The sequence below is a fragment of the Pseudomonas sp. JL27(2026) genome, assembly GCF_056933555.1.
Genome location: NZ_CM167794.1, coordinates 3,062,207 through 3,079,974, shown reverse-complemented (window position 1 = coordinate 3,079,974; position 17,768 = coordinate 3,062,207). Strand labels below are relative to the sequence as shown.

Below are 17,768 nucleotides of genomic sequence, written 5' to 3'. Positions count from 1 at the left end.
GGCTCTGCCTGTCAGGTGCCAGGGTGGGCTGGCGCCTGGTTAAAAAACGCCCTGTATTTGAGGTTGAAGTGCTCATCACCGAGCGGCGGGGAAGCAGCCCCACCAAGGTCAAGGTAAAACGACTACTCATGCCGGGCCTTCCTTCGTGTCTGTCATCCATCAGGCTTTCCCGGTACGAGACCGCCTACGCTGGACCCAAGTAGCTTTTGCGTAATCTGACGTTAGCGCAGTTAGGCCAAAATGCTATTAATTGTAAAAAAAAGTGAGCAGTTGGCTGAGCGCCCAGAAAGCGGCATCACAGGAATGATCGGACGTAGAAAACGGCGTGCAGGACGTTGAGCTGTGGGTCGAGAAAAGGCTTGGCCTGAGGCCGTGGCGCGTGCAGCGGCTGGGAGCCGATTACAGGAGGAAAGGGATAAAACGAGGTGCCTGATGCGTTTAAAACAAGGGCCGAACCACCAACGGCTCGGCCCTTGAGTGCGTTTAGCGGGCCAACGGCGCGCTGGCGTCGGTCTTCAGTGGCTCAACGTCCGGGTTTTCCATGACCTTGAGGATCGAGGCTTCCGGGTCGAAATCGTCCTCTTCCAGCGCAATGAACTCTTCAGGCAGGAAGATGTTCAGCAAGATTGCGCAGAACGCGCCGACGGTAATCGGCGATTCGAAGATGTTGTGCAACGCCTTGGGCAATTCGCGCAGCACTTCGGGCACGGCTGCAACGCCCAGGCCCATGCCCAGGGAAATCGCCACGATCAGCATGTTGCGACGGTGCAGGCCGGCTTCGGCGAGGATCTTGACCCCGGCCACGGCCACCGTGCCGAACATCACCAGTTCGGCGCCGCCGAGCACCGGTTTGGGCATCAGTTGCAGAACCGCGCCAATCATCGGGAACAACCCCAGCAGCACCAACAACCCGGCAATGAAGAACGCGACGTAACGGCTGGCCACGCCGGTGAGCTGGATCACACCGTTGTTCTGGGCGAAGGTCACCATCGGCATGCTGTTGAACACCGCCGCCATGGCCGAGTTGAGGCCGTCGGCCAACAGGCCGGACTTTATTCGGCGGATGTAGACCGGGCCTTTGACCGGTTGCTGGGAAATCATCGAGTTGGCGGTCAGGTCACCGGCTGCTTCCAGCGGCGACACCAGGAAAATCACTGCCACCGGGACAAACGCCACCCAATCGAAGGAGAACCCGTACTTGAATGGCACTGGCACGCTCATCAGCGGCACGTCCGGCATGCTGCCGAAGTCGACATCGCCCATCAGCCAGGCCACCACGTAACCCAGGGTCAAGCCAATGACGATGGCGCCCAAACGCAGGAAAGGCACGTCGACCCGGTTGAGCACCACGATGGTGCCCAGCACCAGCGCCGCGAGACCCAGGTGGCTGGCGGCGCCCAGGTCCACGGCACCGAAGCCGCCGGCGATGTCGGTCATGGCGACTTTGATCAGTGACAGCCCCATCAAGGTGATGATGGTGCCCGTCACGACCGGGGTAATCAGCATGCGCAACTTGCCGATGAACTGGCTCAGCACCACTTCAATGAACGCGGCAAAGAAGCACACGCCAAAAATTGTCGACAGAATCTCGTCGGTGCCGCCGCCACGGGCCTTGACCATGAAACCGGCGCTGAGGATCACGCTGATGAAGGAAAAACTGGTGCCTTGCAGGCACAGTAGCCCCGAGCCGATAGGGCCAAAACGCCGCGCCTGGACGAACGTCCCCAGGCCCGACACGAACAGCGCCATGCTGATCAGGTACGGGACTTCACTTTGCAGGCCCAGGGCGCTGCCCATGATCAGGGTGGGGGTGATGATGCCGACAAAACTGGCCAGCACGTGTTGCAGTGCGGCGAAGACCGTGGCGGTGAAATGTGGGCGGTCGTTCAGGCCATAAATCAGGTCGGAACGCGGCTTGGGAGTGGTCTGGGATGAGGTCACGAGAGGTCTGCCAGTGGGCCGGGTCAGAAAAGGACGCGCAGGATGCCAGCCGAAACCCTCGAGGGCAACGCGTTGTGGCGTAAATCACGTTGATCATTCCCACGTATGGCGACGATTGTTCCCACGCTCCAGGGTGTGAAACCGTAGGAGCGTGGCTTGGTCCGAGCGGCGATCCGACAATGAGCGATCACGCGGTCTACCTGCCGGGCTGGCTACTCCGACTACTCCTGCGGATCAAGGTGATCCAGTGCGCGATTCACCGCCAACTCGGCCAACACAATCATTTGCTGAATCGCCAGTGCGGTGTTGCGCCGGGGACCGTCGAGTTCAAGCGCCAGATCACTGGCGCAGGCGCTGTAGCTTGAGGCTGAGGCGTTTGGCGGCATTTGCTCCTGACAGTTTCTGACAGCACGCTCTGCTAAGCTGCGCCGACCTTTGCCCCGGAGCGTGCCTGCCGTGTCGCGGACTTCTCGATTGTTGACCTTGTTGCAAGTCTTGCGCGGTAAAAGTCGCCCGGTGACGGCGGCGGTGCTGGCCAGTGAGCTGGAGATCTCCGAACGCACGCTGTACCGCGACATCGCGGAACTGACGGCCCTCGGCGCACCGATTTATGGTGAGGCGGGGGTGGGTTACGTGTTGCGCAGCGGGTTGTTTCTGCCGCCCTTGATGCTCAATGCCGACGAAACCGAGGCCATCGTGCTGGGCTTGCGCTATGTCGACCAGCGTGGCGACGAGGTATTGAGCAAAGCTGCCGCCGATGCGCTGGCCAAGATCGCTGCTGTTCTGGCGCCCGCCGCGCAGGACGCTTTGCGCAACCCGACGGTGCTCGCGGGGCCGCCCTGTTTTGGTTATCCGCAGAATGCCGTGGCGTTGCACGTGTTTCGGCTGGCCATTCGCGGTCAGGAGAAACTGCACATCGACTACGCCGACGTAAACCAGGTCCCCAGCCAACGGCTGATCTGGCCACTGGCGCTGGGCTTTTTCAACGAGGTTCGGGTGATTGTCGCCTGGTGTGAATTACGCAGCGCTTATCGGACATTTCGTACCGACCGGATCGCTGCCGCCAATGTGCAAGGCGAGCGTTATCCGGGGCGGCGCAGCGACCTGCTGCGGACGTGGCGCACGTTGATGAAACTGGATGAAGCCGGGCGCTTCACTCCTGACAAGAACTGACACGCCGCTGTTCTAGCATGGCTCCAGTCACACTCAACAAGGAGCCCCACCATGTCGAACCCAGCCGTTTCACTGGCCCCGGCCATCGCTGCCTATATTGCCGCCGCCAACGCTCGCGACAGCTCGGAGGTCGCCAGTTTCTTCGCCGAGGATGCCAACGTCTTCGATGAAGGCGCGCATCAGGTCGGCACCCAGGCCATCGCGCACTGGATGGAAGACACCGCTCGGCGCTATCAGCCACGGGTCGAAGTGCTCGACGTGCAGCAGCGCACCGGCAAGGTGTTGCTCAACAACCTGATCTCCGGGACCTTCCCCGGCAGCCCTCTGGCCTTGCGATACGTGTTCCGCCTGAATGAGCAGGGCAAGATCGTGCGGCTGGATATTTCGCTGTAAGGCACACGTGGCATACTCCGGCCTTTTCCGCTTGGATCAACGGCCGGTATGACCTTCGACTCGCCCCTCAGCGCCTATCACCATGCTATTGAGCAAAAGGGTTTTGTCCCGGACCCGGCTCAGGAGCATGCCGTTCATGCGCTCCAACAGTGCCATGAAGCCTTGCATCAGGGGCGAATGCCGGTGATGGGTGTGTACTTGTGGGGGCCGGTCGGGCGCGGCAAGACCTGGTTGATGGACCAGTTCCACCAAACCCTGCGGGTCCCGTCCCGGCGACAGCACTTTCACCATTTCATGGGGTGGGTCCACCGGCGTTCTTTTCAACTGAGCGGCATTGCGGACCCATTGCAAGCGCTGGCCCGGGAGTTGAGCGAGGACGTGCGGGTGCTGTGTTTCGACGAGTTGTTCGTCAATGACATCGGCGACGCGATCATTCTTGGCCGGTTGTTTCAGGTGATGTTCGAACACGGCGTGGGGGTGGTCAGCACCTCCAATCAACCGCCAGAACAGCTCTACGCCGACGGTTTCAACCGTGACCGCTTCCTGCCAGCCATTGCTGCTATCCAGCACCATATGCGGGTAGTGGCGGTCGACGGGGGGGAAGACCACCGTTTGCATCCCGGCGCCGGGTTTCAGCGTTACTGGGTGTCTACGCCCGGCCAGTCGAGTGCGCTGGCGCCGGTGTTCAGGCAGTTGACCGAAGGCCAAGTGGTAAGCCATGCGCCCGTGAGCGTGGGTTACCGCACGGTGGTGGCGGTGCAGAGCAGCGACACGGTGCTGTGGTGTCGTTACGCCGACCTGTGTGAGCAGCCCTTTGCCGCAATGGACTTCATGGCGATATGCGACTGCTTCACGGCTATTCTGTTGAGCGAAGTGCCCAACCTCAGCGCGCACCAACGCCCCGGACGTATCGCCCGAGGCACTGAAGACAGCGCCGAGCGGGTGGTGGCCGGTGACCGTGAGTTGCCGCAGTTGTCGGTACACGATGACAGCGTGCGGCGGTTTATCGCGTTGGTCGACGAGTGTTACGACCGTAAAGTGCCGCTGTACCTTGAAGCCCAGGTGCCGATGGAGGCGTTGTACACCGAGGGTTATCTGGAATTCCCGTTTCGCCGCACCCTCAGTCGTTTGCGAGAGATGCAACTGCAACGTTTTGCCGAGCCTTGAACCCTGCACGAGGTATCACCATGCGCCAGCCCTTGTCCCACCATTTACTGACCATGGCCTACCAGAATGCCTGGGCCAATCACCGACTGGCCAAGGCGTGCGCGCAGTTGAGTCCGGCTGAGTTCGTGGCGCCGAGGGTGAGTTTTTTTCCGACGATCAGGGCCACCCTGAACCACATCCTGACGTGTGACTGGTTTTACGTGGATGCGCTGGAGCGCGAGTTGCGTGGTGAAGCCTCCCATCCTGATTGCTACGTGTTTTTCGAGGCCGACGAACCGTTTCAAACCCACGCCGCCCTCAAGGCTGAGCAGGCGCAGGTGGACTGTCGTTTGATTGCGTACTGCGAGCACCTGCAAGACGCAGACATGGGCCGCATCGTGACCATTGCCCGTGACAACCCACAGCGCGACACGCGGTTGCGCATACTGTCACACCTGTTTGAGCACCAACTGCATCATCGCGGCCAGGTGCACGCCATGCTCAGCGGCACCTCGGTCGAACCGCCGCAACTGGACGAGTTTTTCTGCGCCGGGGAGGCCGGGTTACGGGCGCAGGACTTTGCTGAGCTGGGATGGACGGAAGATCAGGTGTGGAACCCGTGAGCGGGAGACAACGATGCGGGTTTGTGAAGTGAACGACCTGTTTGAAACAGCGGTGATGCAATGTGGGAGCTTGCTCGCGAAGAACGATGACGGGCAATGCCTGAAAGAACGCGGTGTTCGCTTCACGAGCAAGCCCGCTCCCACACTGGATCTTTGTTGTTTTGAACCTCGCGTTCACATCACTGCCTGGTATTAGGGCAAGCCCTGCGTCAGCAAGGTTGCCAGCAGCGGGGTTTACCAGAGTTTGACGGTGTAACTCAGGACCAGCCGGTTCTCATTGGTGTCGCGCTGGTAGTTGCTTTTGCTCAACCCGTTACGCCAGCGGGCGCTGACGTCCTTGAACGGGCCGCTCTGGATGGTGTAGCCCAGATCAATGTCGCGTTCCCATTCCCGGCCCTCACCGATAAACTTGCGGACCTGCGCGTGATCGCCCTTGGCGTAGCGCGTTGAAAACAGCAGGCCCGGAACCCCGAGGCTGGCGAAATCAAAATCGTACCGGGCATGCCAGGCGCGTTCCTTGGCCTGGGAGAAGTTGCTCAACTGATACTCGGTAAACAGGTAGGTGTTGGTGCCGTCGACGTAGGTGAACGGCGTCTCGCCAAACTGCTCCTGGTAACCGCCGCCAATGGAGTGCCCGGCCATCGCGTACATCACGCGGGTACTCAAGGCCCGGTTGTCGACCTTGCCGGCGAGCCCGGTGCCCGCGTCATCGGCGCTGAAGTAACGGATGTCGGTCCTCAGGTTCCCGCCGCCCAGCGGCAGGCTGTGCTTGAGGCCGAAGAAGTGCTGCTGGTAGATGTCTTCAAGCTGAGCGTAGTGATAACTACCGGTCAGGGTCGGCGTGAACTGATACTCCGCGCCGCCAAAGCGGAACTGATCACTTTTGGCTGAGCTCTTGTACGCGCCACTCTGGCTGGTAAGGCCCATTTTTTCGTAGTTAGTGGATTCGCGTTGTTTGACCCGGTCGATTTGCCCGCCGCGCAGGGTCAGGCCCTGGATATCGGAGGAGGTGAGTTGCCCGCCTTCGAATGTTTGCGGGAGCACCCGACTGGTGTTGGGTTGCAGCAACGGCAAGTCCGGCAGCAAGTGGCCCAGGCGCAATTCGCTTTTGGCGTAACGGGCCTTGGCGGTCAGGCCGAGTTTGGAATAGCTGTCATGGGCGCGGCGGGCGTGGCTGGGTTTGCCCGGTTCGGGCTCTTTATCCCGCGAGAGCAAGCCACTGCCGGAACGGTCTGGGCTCGAATCGAGTTTTACCCCGAGCATGCCAAGGGCATCGAGGCCGAAACCCACGGGGCCTTCGGTGAAACCCGATTGCAGGTTCAGCAAAAAGCCCTGCGCCCACTCGTCGCGCTTGGACTGGCCTTCGCCTTCTCGGTAATCACGGTTGAAATAGTAGTTTTTCAAGTCGAGGCTGGCTTTGCTGTCCTTGATGAATTCTGCCTGGGCGACCATCGGCAGCAGGCTGGTGCTGCCGATCAACGTCAGGTGGTGGATGAGCTTTGTGTTCATGGTGTTGGCTCCTGTGAGGGCTTTTTGTTGTTTTTTTGGCATGGCTGCGCCGTGGGCGCCGTCGAACCGTTTCGACGGCGCCAAGGTCAGGCCTGGGGGGAACTAAGGTGTGGGCGTTAACGTTGCGGGCTTGGGTCGCAACCGGTAACCACCGCCCGCCAGTTGCTCCAGCGGGCTCGCGGCGGCCAGTAGCTGACGGGTGTAAGGGTGTTGCGGCGTATCAAAGATTGCCTCACGGCTACCGATTTCCACCACGCGGCCCTGATGCATCACGGCCACGCGGTGGGCGATGCGTTCGACAGCGGCCAGGTCATGGGAGATGAACAGGCACGCGAAACCGTACTGCGCCTGCAAGCGCTCGAAGAGTTCAAGAATCTGTTTTTGGATGGTCATGTCCAGGGCGGAAATCGGCTCGTCGGCGATCACCAGTTGCGGGTGGCGCACCAGCGCTCGACCGATGGCCACACGCTGGCGTTGCCCGCCCGAGAGCTGGTGAGGGAAGCGGTTCATGAAGTCGGCTGATAACCCGATGTCCACCAGCGTTGCGGCCACCCGCTCGCTTTTTTGTTGGGCGCTGAGTTCCGGCAAGTGCCGCAGGGGTTCGGCCAGGGTTTCGCCGATGCGCATGCGCGGATCTAGGGACGAATAGGGGTCCTGGAAGATCATCTGGCATTGCAGCCGATGGTCCCGTTGACCGGCCTTGAGAATGTCGACACCCTTGAAGCGAATTTCCCCGGCACAGGGTTTCACCAGCCCCACCAGGGCACGCCCCAGGGTGGTTTTGCCTGAACCACTGCCGCCCACCAGCGCCAGGGTTTCACCCGGTGCAATGCACAGGTTGGCGCTGTGCACCGCCCGTTTGGGCACGGGTTTGCCCCAGAACCGAGCGTGGCCGGGATGTTCGATGCTGACGCCGGTGATTTCCACCAAGGGTTTTTCCGACGCTGGTAACGCCGCCAGTTCGCCACGTTTTGGCAGTGCTTCAAGCAACTGGCGGGTGTAGGTGTGCTGCGGGGCCAGCAAGATGCTGTTGATCGAGCCTTGCTCAACGGCCTGGCCGTGACGCATGACCACCACTTTATGGGCGTAGCGCGCCACCAGCGACAGATCGTGGCTGATGAACAGAATGGCCGTGCCTTGTTCGCGGGTAAGTTGCAGCATCAGTTCGATGACGTCCAGTTGCGCCAGGCAGTCGAGGGCGGTGGTTGGCTCGTCGGCGATCAGCAGCGCCGGGCGCAGCAGCATCACCGAGGCGAGCATGATCCGCTGGCGCATGCCGCCCGAGAACTCATGGGGGTAGGCACTCAGGCAGCGCTCGGGGTCGGCGATCCCGATGCGGGTGAGCATGTCGACGCAACGCTCACGGATCTGCGCCTTGTCGAGGTGGGTGTGCAGGCGCAAGCCTTCGGCCATTTGCTCGCCGATCCGGATGGCCGGGTTGAGCGAGACCATGGGTTCCTGGAACACCATGCCAATTCGTGCGCCCCGGATGTTACGCAGTTGGCCGGGGCCGAGCTGATTGAGGTCCTGCCCCTCGAAGCGGATGGCGCCGCCGCAGACCTCCATCGGCAATGGCAACAAACCGATGGCCGCCCGGGCAGCCATGGTCTTGCCGCTGCCGGACTCACCCACCAGCGCGACAATTTCGCCGGGGGCCACGGTGAAGCTCAGATCGTTGACCGCCAACGGGCCATCGGCGCCGGCACGGATCAGTAAATGGTCTACCTGGAGCAGCGGGGTTGAACAGGACATGGTCATCGGCTCATTCGCGGGTCGAGGCGGTCGCGCAAGGCGTCGCCGAACAGGTTGATGGCGACCAGTGCCAGGGCGATGAACAACCCCGGGAACAGGCCGAGCCAGGCAGCATTGGCAATGTAGGGACGGCTGGCGGCAAGCATGTTGCCCCAGGTTGCGGCGGGCGGCGGAACGCCCAGCCCGAGGAAGCTCAGGGCACTTTCCGACAGCAGGGTCCAGCCGAACATGCTGGTGGCCAGCACACACAACGGGGCGACGCAGTTGGGGGCGATGTGCCGGAACAGCGTGTACAGCGCCGAGTTGCCGATCACCCGGGAGGCCTCGATGAACTCGCGTTCACGCAAGGACAGCACGCTGCCGCGCACTACCCGCACCACCGACGGCGTGTAGGCGATGCTCAAGGCCAGCACAATGCCGTACTGGCTCGCGCCGATGATCGTCATCAGCCCCAGCGCCATCAGAATGCCGGGGAAGGCCAGCAACGCATCGTTGACCATCATCAGCACGCGGTCGGTCCAGCCCCGCAGGAACCCGGCAAGCATGCCGATCAGGCTGCCGAAAAACAGCGCCAGGCACACGGTGAGCAGGCTGATCCACAAACTGGTGCGCGCACCGATGATCAAGCGGCTGAAGACGTCGCGGCCAAACTCGTCGGTGCCCAGCCAGTGTAGCGCTGAAGGGGCCTTGAGCCGTGACAGCAGATCGATTTGCAGCGGATCGAACGGCGTCCAGAACACCCCCGTCAGGGCCATGACGATCAGCATCACCAGCAGCGTGCCGCCAATCAAGGCATTGGCCGGTGGCCAGCGCAACGGCCGACGGGCACTCAAGGTCGCAGGAGGAATCGTGGCGGTCATAACTTCACCCGTGGGTCGAAGAGTGGGTAGAGCAGGTCCACCAGCAGGTTGACCATCACGTAGATAAAGGTGATCAACAGCAGGCAGCCTTGCAGCACGGGGTAATCACGGGCATAGATCGCATCCACCATCAGGCGGCCGATGCCGGGGAGGGTGAACACGGTTTCCAGCACCGCGATGCCCCCCAGCAGGTTGCCGAGAATCAGGCCGATCAAGGTCCAGGTCGGTGCAAAGGCGTTGGGCAAGGCGTGTCGCCATAACACCGCCCGTTCGGACAAGCCTTTGGCCCGGGCATGGGCGATGTATTCCAGGCGCAGCACTTCGATGGTGCTGGCCCGAGCCATGCGGGTGATGGCGCCGAGTTCCACCAGGGTCAGGGTGACAATCGGCAATACCAGATAGCTGACGGCCAACCCCGGGTTCTGCGCGAACGGTACGTAACCCACCACCGGCAACCAGTTGAGCTTGATGCCAAAGGCGTAGAGCAACAGCAAGCCGAGCCAGAAACTGGGAATCGACAGCAACAGGGTTGCGCCGGTCACCAGCCCCAGGTCCAGCGGGCTGTCCTGTTTCCACGCAGCGAGCAGCCCGGCTGGCACTGCAATCAGCGCCGCGAGGAGCACCGCAACTAACACGATGCTCGCACTGACCGAGAAGCGGTCCAGGATCAGTTCCAGCACCGGCTGCTTGCTGGTGATTGAAACACCCAGGTCACCGCTGAGTACCGATTGCAGCCAGTAGCCGAATTGCACGCCAATGGAACGGTCCAGCCCCAGTGATTCGCGGGCAGCGGTCAGGCTGTGCGGGTCGGCCATGTCGCCGAGCATCAGCAGTGCCGGATCGCCGGGAATGAAACGGATCAGGGCAAACACCACCACCGAAATCAGTAGCAGTGTCGGCACGGACAATGCCAGGCGTTGAGCGATAAATCGCAGCATGATCAACCTCCTATTCGGCCAGTTTCACGCCCCACAGGCGCGGTTTGGCGATGGGCCAGGAGCGATAGCCCTGAACCTTGTCCTGAAAGGCACCAAGGGTGCTGCCGTTGTACATCACCACCATCGGCACATCGTCGAGCAGTTGGTGGTGCAACTGGTTGAACAGTGCCTGGCGTTTGACCGGGTCGCGCTCACGCATGGATTCGAGCATCCAGCCCTGGGCTTCGGGGTTGTCCCAGACCTTGCGCGGTTGCTGGTTCTTGTCACCCATGACCGACTCGAAGTTCAGCGCTGCATCGAAGCGCGCCGAATAAGAGAACGCCATGATCTGATAGGCGCCGCTTTGGTAGCGCTCCAGTTGCGTGCCCCATTCCAAGGTTTCGATGTCGATGTTCAAGCCACTGGCCTGGGCCATTGCCTGGCTGAGCACGGCCATGTCGAACACGCTCTGGTAGCGCTTGTTGGTGATGATCTTCAACGGCTGGCCGTGGTAGCCCGCTTCCTTGAGCAGGCGCCTGGCTTCCTCGATATTGGCTTTGAATCCTTGCTTCTGAACGTCGGTGTAGTAGGGGCTGGTGTCGGGCACCACCGAGTTATTGGCGTGGGACGTGCCTTCGGTGAGGGCCTGAACCATGTGCTCGCTGTCCAGGGACAGCGCGATGGCGCGGCGGATGCGCACGTCCTTGAGCAGCGGGTCGCGGGTCTGGAACAGCAGCGCGTTGAGGGACATGTTCGAGCTGCTGGAGGTCTTGATGCCGGGCAGGGCGCCTAACTCGCGAGCGTCCATGACCGTGACATCGGGCAGTACATCGACACCTTTCGATTGCAGCGCGGCTTTGGCGGACGCCGCATCCGGAATCACCATGAAACGCAGGTCATCGATAAACGCCTGTTTATTGCCGGTATAGCCGTCGGCGGCAGGTTCCGGGCGGGCGCTGTAATCGGCAAACCGTTGCAGGTCGACGTACTGCCCCGGTTTCCACTCGGTGAACTTGAACGGGCCGGTGCCGATCGGTGTCTGCCATTTGCCGCTGGCGTCGACGGACGAGGGGTGCACGATGCCGGTGCCGCCGCAGTCCGAGCGCGCCATCTGGGCGAGAAACAAACCATTGGGCTGGTTCAGGCGAAACACCACGGTCATCGGGTTGGGGGCGCTGATGTCGATGACTTTGGCGACGCTGCGGCCATCGAAATCTGCCAGGCAGCGCCATTGCGTGGCGGGGTCCAGGTAACGCTTCCAGGTCCAGAGCACGTCGGCGGCGGTCAGGGTGGCGCCGTTATGGAATTTCACTCCGTCGCGCAGGATGAAACGGTATTCCAGGCCGTCGTCAGACACCTGGACCGTGCTTGCCAGCAACGGCCCGACGGAGGCGTCTTCACGGTAGGCCACCAGGCCTTCGACCACGTGCAGGATCACTGCGTCGGTGTTTTCGTCGCGGTTGACGCCGGGGTCAGTGCTGCGAATGTCGGCGTTGAGGGCAACGCGCAATGAAGTGGCGGCTTCGGCGCTGAGCGTGCCTAAAGCCAGGGTGCTGAGCCCTACGGTCAGGGCAATACGGGTAAAGGTTTGCACGGGAGTGATGCTCCACTGGGCGGTTGGCGACGGTGAAACCTGCAGGCGTCGCAAACCGCTGGTTGTTTATTGTCATTGTTTTTGTCGTGCCGCCCCGCAGGGCGTGGATGTTGCGCGCTAGTCGAGGTAGCGGTTGATATCGCTCTCCATGGGCAATGAGTAGGCAGTGAACGTCCGATTGACGGCGGGCAGCGGCGCCACTTCCATCAGTCCTACGCCTGGGCGCATGACCACCATGGCCACGGTGGCCGAAAGGTTGCCGGCCATGTTGGGCAGCGGAGGCCGGCATACGGCCCATGGCGTGCCGAAGTCGTCGAAAAAGGCTTTTTTCAGGTGATCGAGGGTCAACTGCCCTGGGGTTTCGCTGAGAATCTGCCGCACCCGCACATCGCGGTAGAGGCTTTCCGGCACGCTGCCCAACCCGGCTTCGCGCAGCTTGCCAAGGGCCACCGGGCTCTGCCAGTGGTTGGCATGCACCAGCAGCCCCTGTTCGGCCTGGATCGGGAAGACTTCATCCGGGGCGCATTCAAAGTTGATGGCGTACCCACCGGCGTGGCTGAGCATCATGTTGTTGGAGGTGGACTTGGCCGTGGTCGCCACCACTTTGATCGACAGCGCAAAGTGCCTGGCTTCCAGCGCTTTGCGACGAATGAACGGCAACGGCACACCGACTTGGGTGTAGTCGCGCTCGGACTCCAGATAGTTGGCCGTGATGGCGGTGCCGATGGAGTTCAGCCCATTGCGGGCCAGGCCACCGGCCTCGGTAAACGTCAGTACGTCAGGGCCGTCCTCGCGGCGGACCTTGAGCACGATGGCGCTTTCGGCGCATTCGGCGCGCCAGTCCCAGTTTTGCCCGTGAATCACTTCGTTATTGGCCGAGGCCGACGGCAAGATCACCGCGCCGGTGCAACCGTCCGGGTCGGGAAGCCGCGCCTTGCGCCGGCCCAACTGAATGATTTCGGTACGGGCATTGATCAGCACGATGGCCTCGAAATCACAGCCCGCCCCTTGGGCAATGCCGCGCATTTCCTGGGCGTAGTCAGGTTCGAAGGCTTCGATGCTGGGCACGAACTCGTTGGCGAAGCCGCGAATGTCGGCCCAGGTGTACCCCATCTTCAACAACTGGACCGAATAGATATCGATGCTTTTTTTGATGCGCTCGCTGACGGCCTGGCCATGTTGTACGCCGCGTTCGAAAGGGCTGCCGCTGATCTCGACAAGAGGGAAAGGGGAGTGAGTCATGTGGGCATATTCTCGTGTTTTTTGTTTGTGTTGCGTACAAGAATTGCTGGATTGAAACCCAGAGTCAATGCTTTTGGTTGATGGATAAAACCGTACTGTAGGACACCTACACGGCAGAAGACTCTTGAGAATCAACTAAAATGTTTATATTTCAGTGAGTTGCGCAATGAGTGGATTGCGTAGGTATGCGCAGTAAACACAGCCGTGTACTTAGCTGTCGTAAAAACCGGAAATTTCCTGCTTTTTATCCATGAGGCCCAATCGGTCATACCGACGCACCAGGGCCAACGCGCAAACCGCTATTGTCGCGCCGGGGGGCGGCACGCTACTGTCTGCCGACCTTTACGCGCGGGCGAATGCTCGCCAGCCGAAAGGAAACCGACGACTCATCGAGGATGGAAATGGAATCCGCAGACATTCTGGTATTACAGGCCAGCTACACCAACCCGGTTCACGCCGAGGCCATCAGCCTGGTGCTCAATCATTACGCCGAGGACCCTATGGGCGGTGGCCAGTCCTTGCCCGCCGATGTGCTGCAGCAACTGCCGGCAGAGCTGGCCAAGCGTCCCTACGCGTTCAGTGTTCTGGCGTTTGTCGGCGGTGAACCGGCGGGGTTGGTCAACTGCTTCGAAGGGTTTTCGACCTTTGCCTGCCGCCCTTTGGTCAACGTCCATGATGTGGTGGTGGTTGCACGGTTTCGTGGCTTGGGCCTGAGCCAGAAGATGCTGCAAAAGGTTGAAGACATCGCCCGCCAGCGCGGTTGCTGCAAAATCACCCTGGAAGTGCTCGAAGGCAACCCGGTCGCCCAGGCGTCCTATAGCAAATTCGGCTTTGCAGCCGGCATGTTCGACCCGGCTCACGGGCGGATGCTGTTCTGGACCAAGGCACTGTAAATCCATGGGCAAACGCCGATGAGTGCGCAGCGCGGTACGAATGACAGCGCCTGGACGGTGTTTTTGATTTTCCTGCGTCTGGGGTTGACCTCGTTTGGTGGGCCGGTGGCCCATCTGGGGTATTTCCGTACGGAGTTCGTGCAGCGCCGGGCCTGGCTGAGCGAAGCCGCTTATGCAGAGTTGATTGCCCTGTGCCAGTTTCTGCCGGGGCCAGCCAGCAGTCAGGTCGGCATGGCGTTGGGGCTGTCTCGCGCCCATTACTTGGGCGCCCTCGCTGCCTGGGCCGGTTTCACTTTGCCATCGGCACTCTTGCTGGGCGCGCTGGGGTTGGGCATCTCCAACGGTGGATGGGCGCTGTCGAGCGGTCTGATCCACGGCCTGAAAATCGTCGCGGTGGCCGTGGTCGCTCAAGCGCTGTGGGGGATGGCCAGTGCCCTGTGTCGGGGGCCGGTGCGTATCGGCATTGCGCTGATCGCCACGTTGGGGGTGCTGCTGTGGCCGGGTATTGTCAGTCAATTGGCCGTGATGGTGGGCGCCGCACTGATCGGCCGGGTGTTGCTCGGGCCGACTGTCGAGGCGAACGGTGACGGTCTGTCGATCGTCGTCAGCCGTCCTGTTGCCTGGTTGTCGCTGGGCGGCTTTTTTGCGCTGCTGGCGGGTTTACCCCTGATTGCGCAGCGATGGCCTGACTCGCTGGCGGCATTGATTGATGGGTTCTACCGCTGCGGGGCGCTGGTGTTTGGCGGCGGTCACGTGGTGTTGCCCTTGCTGCAAAGCGCTGTGGTCGATTCCGGTCAGGTCAGCAGCGACACCTTTGTCGCCGGTTATGCCGCCGCGCAAGCCGTGCCGGGCCCGTTGTTCACCTTTGCAGCGTTTCTGGGCGCTTCGATTGGCGGTTGGAGTGGGGCGCTGAGCGCCTTGCTGGCGATTTTTCTGCCGTCGTTGCTGTTGGTGATCGGCGTGTTGCCGTTCTGGCAATCGTTGCGCCGTAACGCTGGGGCTCAGGCCGCCCTGGCTGGCGTCAACGCGGCGGTGGTGGGGTTGCTGCTGGCGACGCTGTACGAGCCACTGTGGACGCATACCATCATCAAACCGCTGGACCTGGCACTGGCGATACTGGCGTTGCTGGCATTGACGGTCGGCAAGTGGCCGGCCTGGCGGGTGGTGCTGGTGGGGGCCGCTGTCGGGGTGTTTATGTGGGGGTAACCCCGTAGCGGGTTCAGGTGATGCCTTTCGCAGGTGCCAGGCTTGCCGGCGATAGCGTCCTCAAGAACGTCATCGCCGGCAAGCCTGGCTCCCTGCAAGCCCGAGTTACTTCTGCACCACGGCCGGTGCAGGGGAGGCGGTGACAGGCTTGGGTTTGATCAGGCTGAAGTCGATCAACGCCCTGGCGCTCTGCTCATAAGGATTACCAATCAGCAACGGGCGCGGTTTGAAGCTGTCGCTGACCAGGCTTCTGCTACGGTCGAGCTCATCGAAACTCAAACCGGCCATGTCCGCCCAGGTATGCACCAACTGCGAGCTGCTGTAAGGACGGTCGAGTTCACCGGCAAAGTTCCAGTCATGGGTCTGGCGCCACTTCGGTGATGCCCAGGCCATGAACGGAATGGTGTACATCGGCGCGGTCGGCTTGCCCTCGTTACGGCCCAGCGTATCGTGGCCAGCCGAGTCAAAGACGTCTTCGCCGTGGTCGGAGAGGTACAGCAGGAAGCCGTTCGGATCGGTCTTGGCGTAATCCTTGATCAGGCTCGACACCACGAAATCGTTGTACAGCACCGCATTGTCATAGCTGTTGTAGGTTGGCACCTGGTCATCGCGAACACCTGCCGGAACACCCTGACGGTCCTGGAACTTGTCGAAGGTTGGTGGGTAGCGGTACTGATAGCTCATGTGCGTGCCCAACAAATGCACAACGATGAACTTGCGGGGTGCATCTTCGGCCAAGGCCTTGGAGAACGGCTCCAGCACGTCGCCATCGTACTGGCGGGCGTTCTGGTTACGGTTGTTGTTCAGGTACACCTGCTCGTCGGCCTGCTCGGAAAAGGTCGTGAGCATGGTGTTGCGCTTGGTCATGGTCTGCTGGTTGGTGATCCAGTAGGTCTTGTACCCGGCCTGTTTCATCACGCTGACCAGCGACGGAGTCTTGAGGTACAGGTCCGGGTTCTGCTCGTCGGCGAAGGTCAGCACCTGCTGCAACGCTTCGATGGTGTACGGGCGCGGGGTGATGACGTTATCGAAGACCGCCAGTTGGTCCTTGAGCTTGTCCAGTTCCGGTGTGGTCTGGCGAGGGTAGCCGTACAGGCTCATGCGCTGACGGTTGGTTGATTCGCCGATCACCAGCACCAGCGTCGCGGGCTGATTGGCCATGGTGTCCTTGAGGTTTTTCAACGGCGCGATCTTGCCGACATCCGCGAGCATGCCCTGCATATTGTCCAGTTGCTGGGTGTAGCGGCGGTACGCGACCAGCATCTGCCATGGCACTGCCGGCTCGATGCGGGTTTCGATTTTCTCCATGGCGGCGGTCAGGGTGTCGGTCTTGGAGATCTGCTTGACGATGGGGTAACCAAGCACCGCTACCAGAATCACCGTCGCAGCGGCCCAGGCCTGTAGGCGGGGCAGGTAGACCGGACGCACACGGGTCCAGAGGAAAATAGACATCAGCGTGTGGGCAATGAAACCCAGTACAATCCACCAGGCAAAATACTGGGTCATGTATTCGCCGGCTTCAGAGATGTTCGACTCGAACATGATGAAGATGACGCTTTGCGAGAATTCTTGCTGGTAGATGAAGAAGTAACCCAGGCTTGCCATGGAGCAGGCCCACAGCACCACACCGATCAGCGCGCTCAGTAACCGGGTACGGGCCGGGAACAGCAGCATCGGCGCGAGCCACAGGGTGCTCATTACGAAAGCTTGGCGAAAGCCTGCAAAACCGGCGGTGCCGGTGGTCAGAATCAGCAGTTGGGTGATGCCGGAGAAATACCAGAAGAACAGAAACAGCCAGCCGAGGCCAGCCCAGTCAAACCCTGTCGCAGGCTTGCTGCTGCGTTTGAACAATGTCATTGAGCGCTCCCGTCGTCGTCAACGGTTCGCCGCGATCCTCAAGGAAACCGACGAACGATCGACTGCTCGCGCGTCGACGAGCAGTCATAAAGCGCGGGAGTATTGCCAACACGGTGTGAAAACTTTGTGAGTTTCGTTCAGCTAACTGACAGCAAGCAGGCCGCGTCAGCACAGGAACGATTTCCGGCCGAAGCAGAAGAGGGGGGCTGAGGCATGTTGTGCGTCAAGGGTTCGCGGTGCGTGACACCAGAACCCATGCGTTCAGTGCGATCAGAGGCCGGCGGCCTTGAGTGCCGCAGCCGGGTTTTCCGGCACCTGGGCCTGCTGCAACAACAGGCGCAGCTGGGCGACCTGGCGCAACAAGTGTTCGCGCTCGTCTTTCAACTGGCGCAATTCATCACGACGGATCGTGACATACAGGGTTTGTGGGGGACGTGCGGTAACGACAGGGTCCATTGCTCACCTCGCAAATGGCGTACATCAACTGTGATTGAGCCTCGTTAAAAGGCTTGAATCACTATCGGCGCCGATTTTGATTTCTTTTAGGTGGTAAGGGAACTTTTTTATTTTTGATTGTCGTTGTGCCTTCAACAGCTCGAGCGACGTTATCCATGGTGATTGGGCATTTTGCCCGGAAACTATGTTGCAACCCTCTGGACTAA

The 17,768-nt window shown here is 61.0% G+C and carries 15 protein-coding genes and 1 pseudogene; 6 read left to right on the top strand and 10 right to left on the bottom strand.

The annotated features are described in order from the left end of the window. Window positions 1-483 precede the first annotated feature (483 nt). Both AC1Z1G_RS13885 and AC1Z1G_RS13880 read right to left on the bottom strand, forming a co-directional pair. Entirely contained in the window at window positions 484-1,941 is a 1,458-nt protein-coding gene (locus tag AC1Z1G_RS13885; protein ID WP_483620651.1) for a nucleobase:cation symporter-2 family protein, read from the bottom strand. A 221-nt stretch (window positions 1,942-2,162) separates the two neighbouring features. Beyond that, a pseudogene (locus tag AC1Z1G_RS13880) lies at window positions 2,163-2,294 on the bottom strand (DUF6124 family protein); the annotation flags it as partial. 103 nt (window positions 2,295-2,397) lie between these two features. On the opposite strand from AC1Z1G_RS13880, the gene AC1Z1G_RS13875 reads away from it, so the two are divergent. From AC1Z1G_RS13875 to AC1Z1G_RS13860, 4 genes are read left to right on the top strand one after another with little or no spacing between them, the layout of a single operon-like run. After that, window positions 2,398-3,114, top strand: coding sequence for a helix-turn-helix transcriptional regulator (locus AC1Z1G_RS13875; RefSeq protein WP_483620650.1), 717 nt, complete (start codon window positions 2,398-2,400; stop codon window positions 3,112-3,114). Between the two features lie 51 nt (window positions 3,115-3,165). Next, window positions 3,166-3,507 (top strand): nuclear transport factor 2 family protein, encoded by a 342-nt coding sequence (locus tag AC1Z1G_RS13870; protein WP_483620649.1) that lies wholly within the window; start codon window positions 3,166-3,168, stop codon window positions 3,505-3,507. Between the two features lie 48 nt (window positions 3,508-3,555). Next, on the top strand, window positions 3,556-4,674 hold the full coding sequence (gene zapE, locus AC1Z1G_RS13865; RefSeq protein ID WP_483620648.1) for a cell division protein ZapE: 1,119 nt from the start codon (window positions 3,556-3,558) through the stop codon (window positions 4,672-4,674). A 20-nt stretch (window positions 4,675-4,694) separates the two neighbouring features. Then, entirely contained in the window at window positions 4,695-5,276 is a 582-nt protein-coding gene (locus AC1Z1G_RS13860; RefSeq protein WP_483620647.1) for a DinB family protein, read from the top strand. Window positions 5,277-5,510: 234 nt separating this feature from the next. On the opposite strand, the gene AC1Z1G_RS13855 is transcribed toward AC1Z1G_RS13860, so the two are convergent. From AC1Z1G_RS13855 to AC1Z1G_RS13830, 6 genes are all read right to left on the bottom strand, one after another. After that, entirely contained in the window at window positions 5,511-6,785 is a 1,275-nt protein-coding gene (locus AC1Z1G_RS13855) for an OprD family porin (RefSeq protein ID WP_483620646.1), read from the bottom strand. A gap of 102 nt (window positions 6,786-6,887) precedes the next feature. Further along, a complete protein-coding gene (locus AC1Z1G_RS13850) occupies window positions 6,888-8,537 on the bottom strand; it encodes an ABC transporter ATP-binding protein (protein WP_483620645.1) in 1,650 nt (549 codons plus the stop codon). Between the two features lie 2 nt (window positions 8,538-8,539). Continuing rightward, complete coding sequence (locus tag AC1Z1G_RS13845; protein ID WP_483620644.1) at window positions 8,540-9,397, bottom strand: ABC transporter permease; 858 nt, start codon at window positions 9,395-9,397, stop codon at window positions 8,540-8,542. Continuing rightward, on the bottom strand, window positions 9,394-10,335 hold the full coding sequence (locus AC1Z1G_RS13840) for an ABC transporter permease (RefSeq protein WP_483620643.1): 942 nt from the start codon (window positions 10,333-10,335) through the stop codon (window positions 9,394-9,396). Before AC1Z1G_RS13840 ends, AC1Z1G_RS13845 begins: the two co-directional genes overlap by 4 nt. Window positions 10,336-10,345: 10 nt before the next feature. Further along, window positions 10,346-11,908 (bottom strand): ABC transporter substrate-binding protein, encoded by a 1,563-nt coding sequence (locus AC1Z1G_RS13835; protein ID WP_483620642.1) that lies wholly within the window; start codon window positions 11,906-11,908, stop codon window positions 10,346-10,348. Window positions 11,909-12,025: 117 nt separating this feature from the next. Then, window positions 12,026-13,150, bottom strand: a complete 1,125-nt coding sequence (locus tag AC1Z1G_RS13830; RefSeq protein ID WP_483620641.1) for a C45 family autoproteolytic acyltransferase/hydrolase — start codon at window positions 13,148-13,150, stop codon at window positions 12,026-12,028. Between the two features lie 401 nt (window positions 13,151-13,551). On the opposite strand from AC1Z1G_RS13830, the gene AC1Z1G_RS13825 reads away from it, so the two are divergent. Together AC1Z1G_RS13825 and chrA are read left to right on the top strand one after the other, a co-directional pair. Then, entirely contained in the window at window positions 13,552-14,043 is a 492-nt protein-coding gene (locus AC1Z1G_RS13825) for a GNAT family N-acetyltransferase (RefSeq protein WP_483620640.1), read from the top strand. Between the two features lie 18 nt (window positions 14,044-14,061). Then, a complete protein-coding gene (gene chrA, locus AC1Z1G_RS13820) occupies window positions 14,062-15,249 on the top strand; it encodes a chromate efflux transporter (RefSeq protein ID WP_483620639.1) in 1,188 nt (395 codons plus the stop codon). A 105-nt stretch (window positions 15,250-15,354) separates the two neighbouring features. On the opposite strand, the gene AC1Z1G_RS13815 is transcribed toward chrA, so the two are convergent. After that, window positions 15,355-17,106 (bottom strand): phosphoethanolamine transferase CptA, encoded by a 1,752-nt coding sequence (locus tag AC1Z1G_RS13815; RefSeq protein ID WP_483620638.1) that lies wholly within the window; start codon window positions 17,104-17,106, stop codon window positions 15,355-15,357. Window positions 17,107-17,376: 270 nt separating this feature from the next. Next, a complete protein-coding gene (locus tag AC1Z1G_RS13810; RefSeq protein ID WP_483620637.1) occupies window positions 17,377-17,562 on the bottom strand; it encodes a DUF6026 family protein in 186 nt (61 codons plus the stop codon). Window positions 17,563-17,768: the final 206 nt, after the last annotated feature.

Coding starts and splice junctions, on each gene's coding strand:
- AC1Z1G_RS13870 (WP_483620649.1), top strand. CDS start 3,166: ATGTCGAACCCAGCCGTTTCACTGGCCCCGGCCATCGCTGCCTATATT.
- zapE (WP_483620648.1), top strand. CDS start 3,556: ATGACCTTCGACTCGCCCCTCAGCGCCTATCACCATGCTATTGAGCAA.
- AC1Z1G_RS13860 (WP_483620647.1), top strand. CDS start 4,695: ATGCGCCAGCCCTTGTCCCACCATTTACTGACCATGGCCTACCAGAAT.
- AC1Z1G_RS13855 (WP_483620646.1), bottom strand. CDS start 6,785: ATGAACACAAAGCTCATCCACCACCTGACGTTGATCGGCAGCACCAGC.
- AC1Z1G_RS13850 (WP_483620645.1), bottom strand. CDS start 8,537: ATGTCCTGTTCAACCCCGCTGCTCCAGGTAGACCATTTACTGATCCGT.
- AC1Z1G_RS13845 (WP_483620644.1), bottom strand. CDS start 9,397: ATGACCGCCACGATTCCTCCTGCGACCTTGAGTGCCCGTCGGCCGTTG.
- AC1Z1G_RS13840 (WP_483620643.1), bottom strand. CDS start 10,335: ATGCTGCGATTTATCGCTCAACGCCTGGCATTGTCCGTGCCGACACTG.
- AC1Z1G_RS13830 (WP_483620641.1), bottom strand. CDS start 13,150: ATGACTCACTCCCCTTTCCCTCTTGTCGAGATCAGCGGCAGCCCTTTC.
- AC1Z1G_RS13825 (WP_483620640.1), top strand. CDS start 13,552: ATGGAATCCGCAGACATTCTGGTATTACAGGCCAGCTACACCAACCCG.
- chrA (WP_483620639.1), top strand. CDS start 14,062: ATGAGTGCGCAGCGCGGTACGAATGACAGCGCCTGGACGGTGTTTTTG.
- AC1Z1G_RS13815 (WP_483620638.1), bottom strand. CDS start 17,106: ATGACATTGTTCAAACGCAGCAGCAAGCCTGCGACAGGGTTTGACTGG.
- AC1Z1G_RS13810 (WP_483620637.1), bottom strand. CDS start 17,562: ATGGACCCTGTCGTTACCGCACGTCCCCCACAAACCCTGTATGTCACG.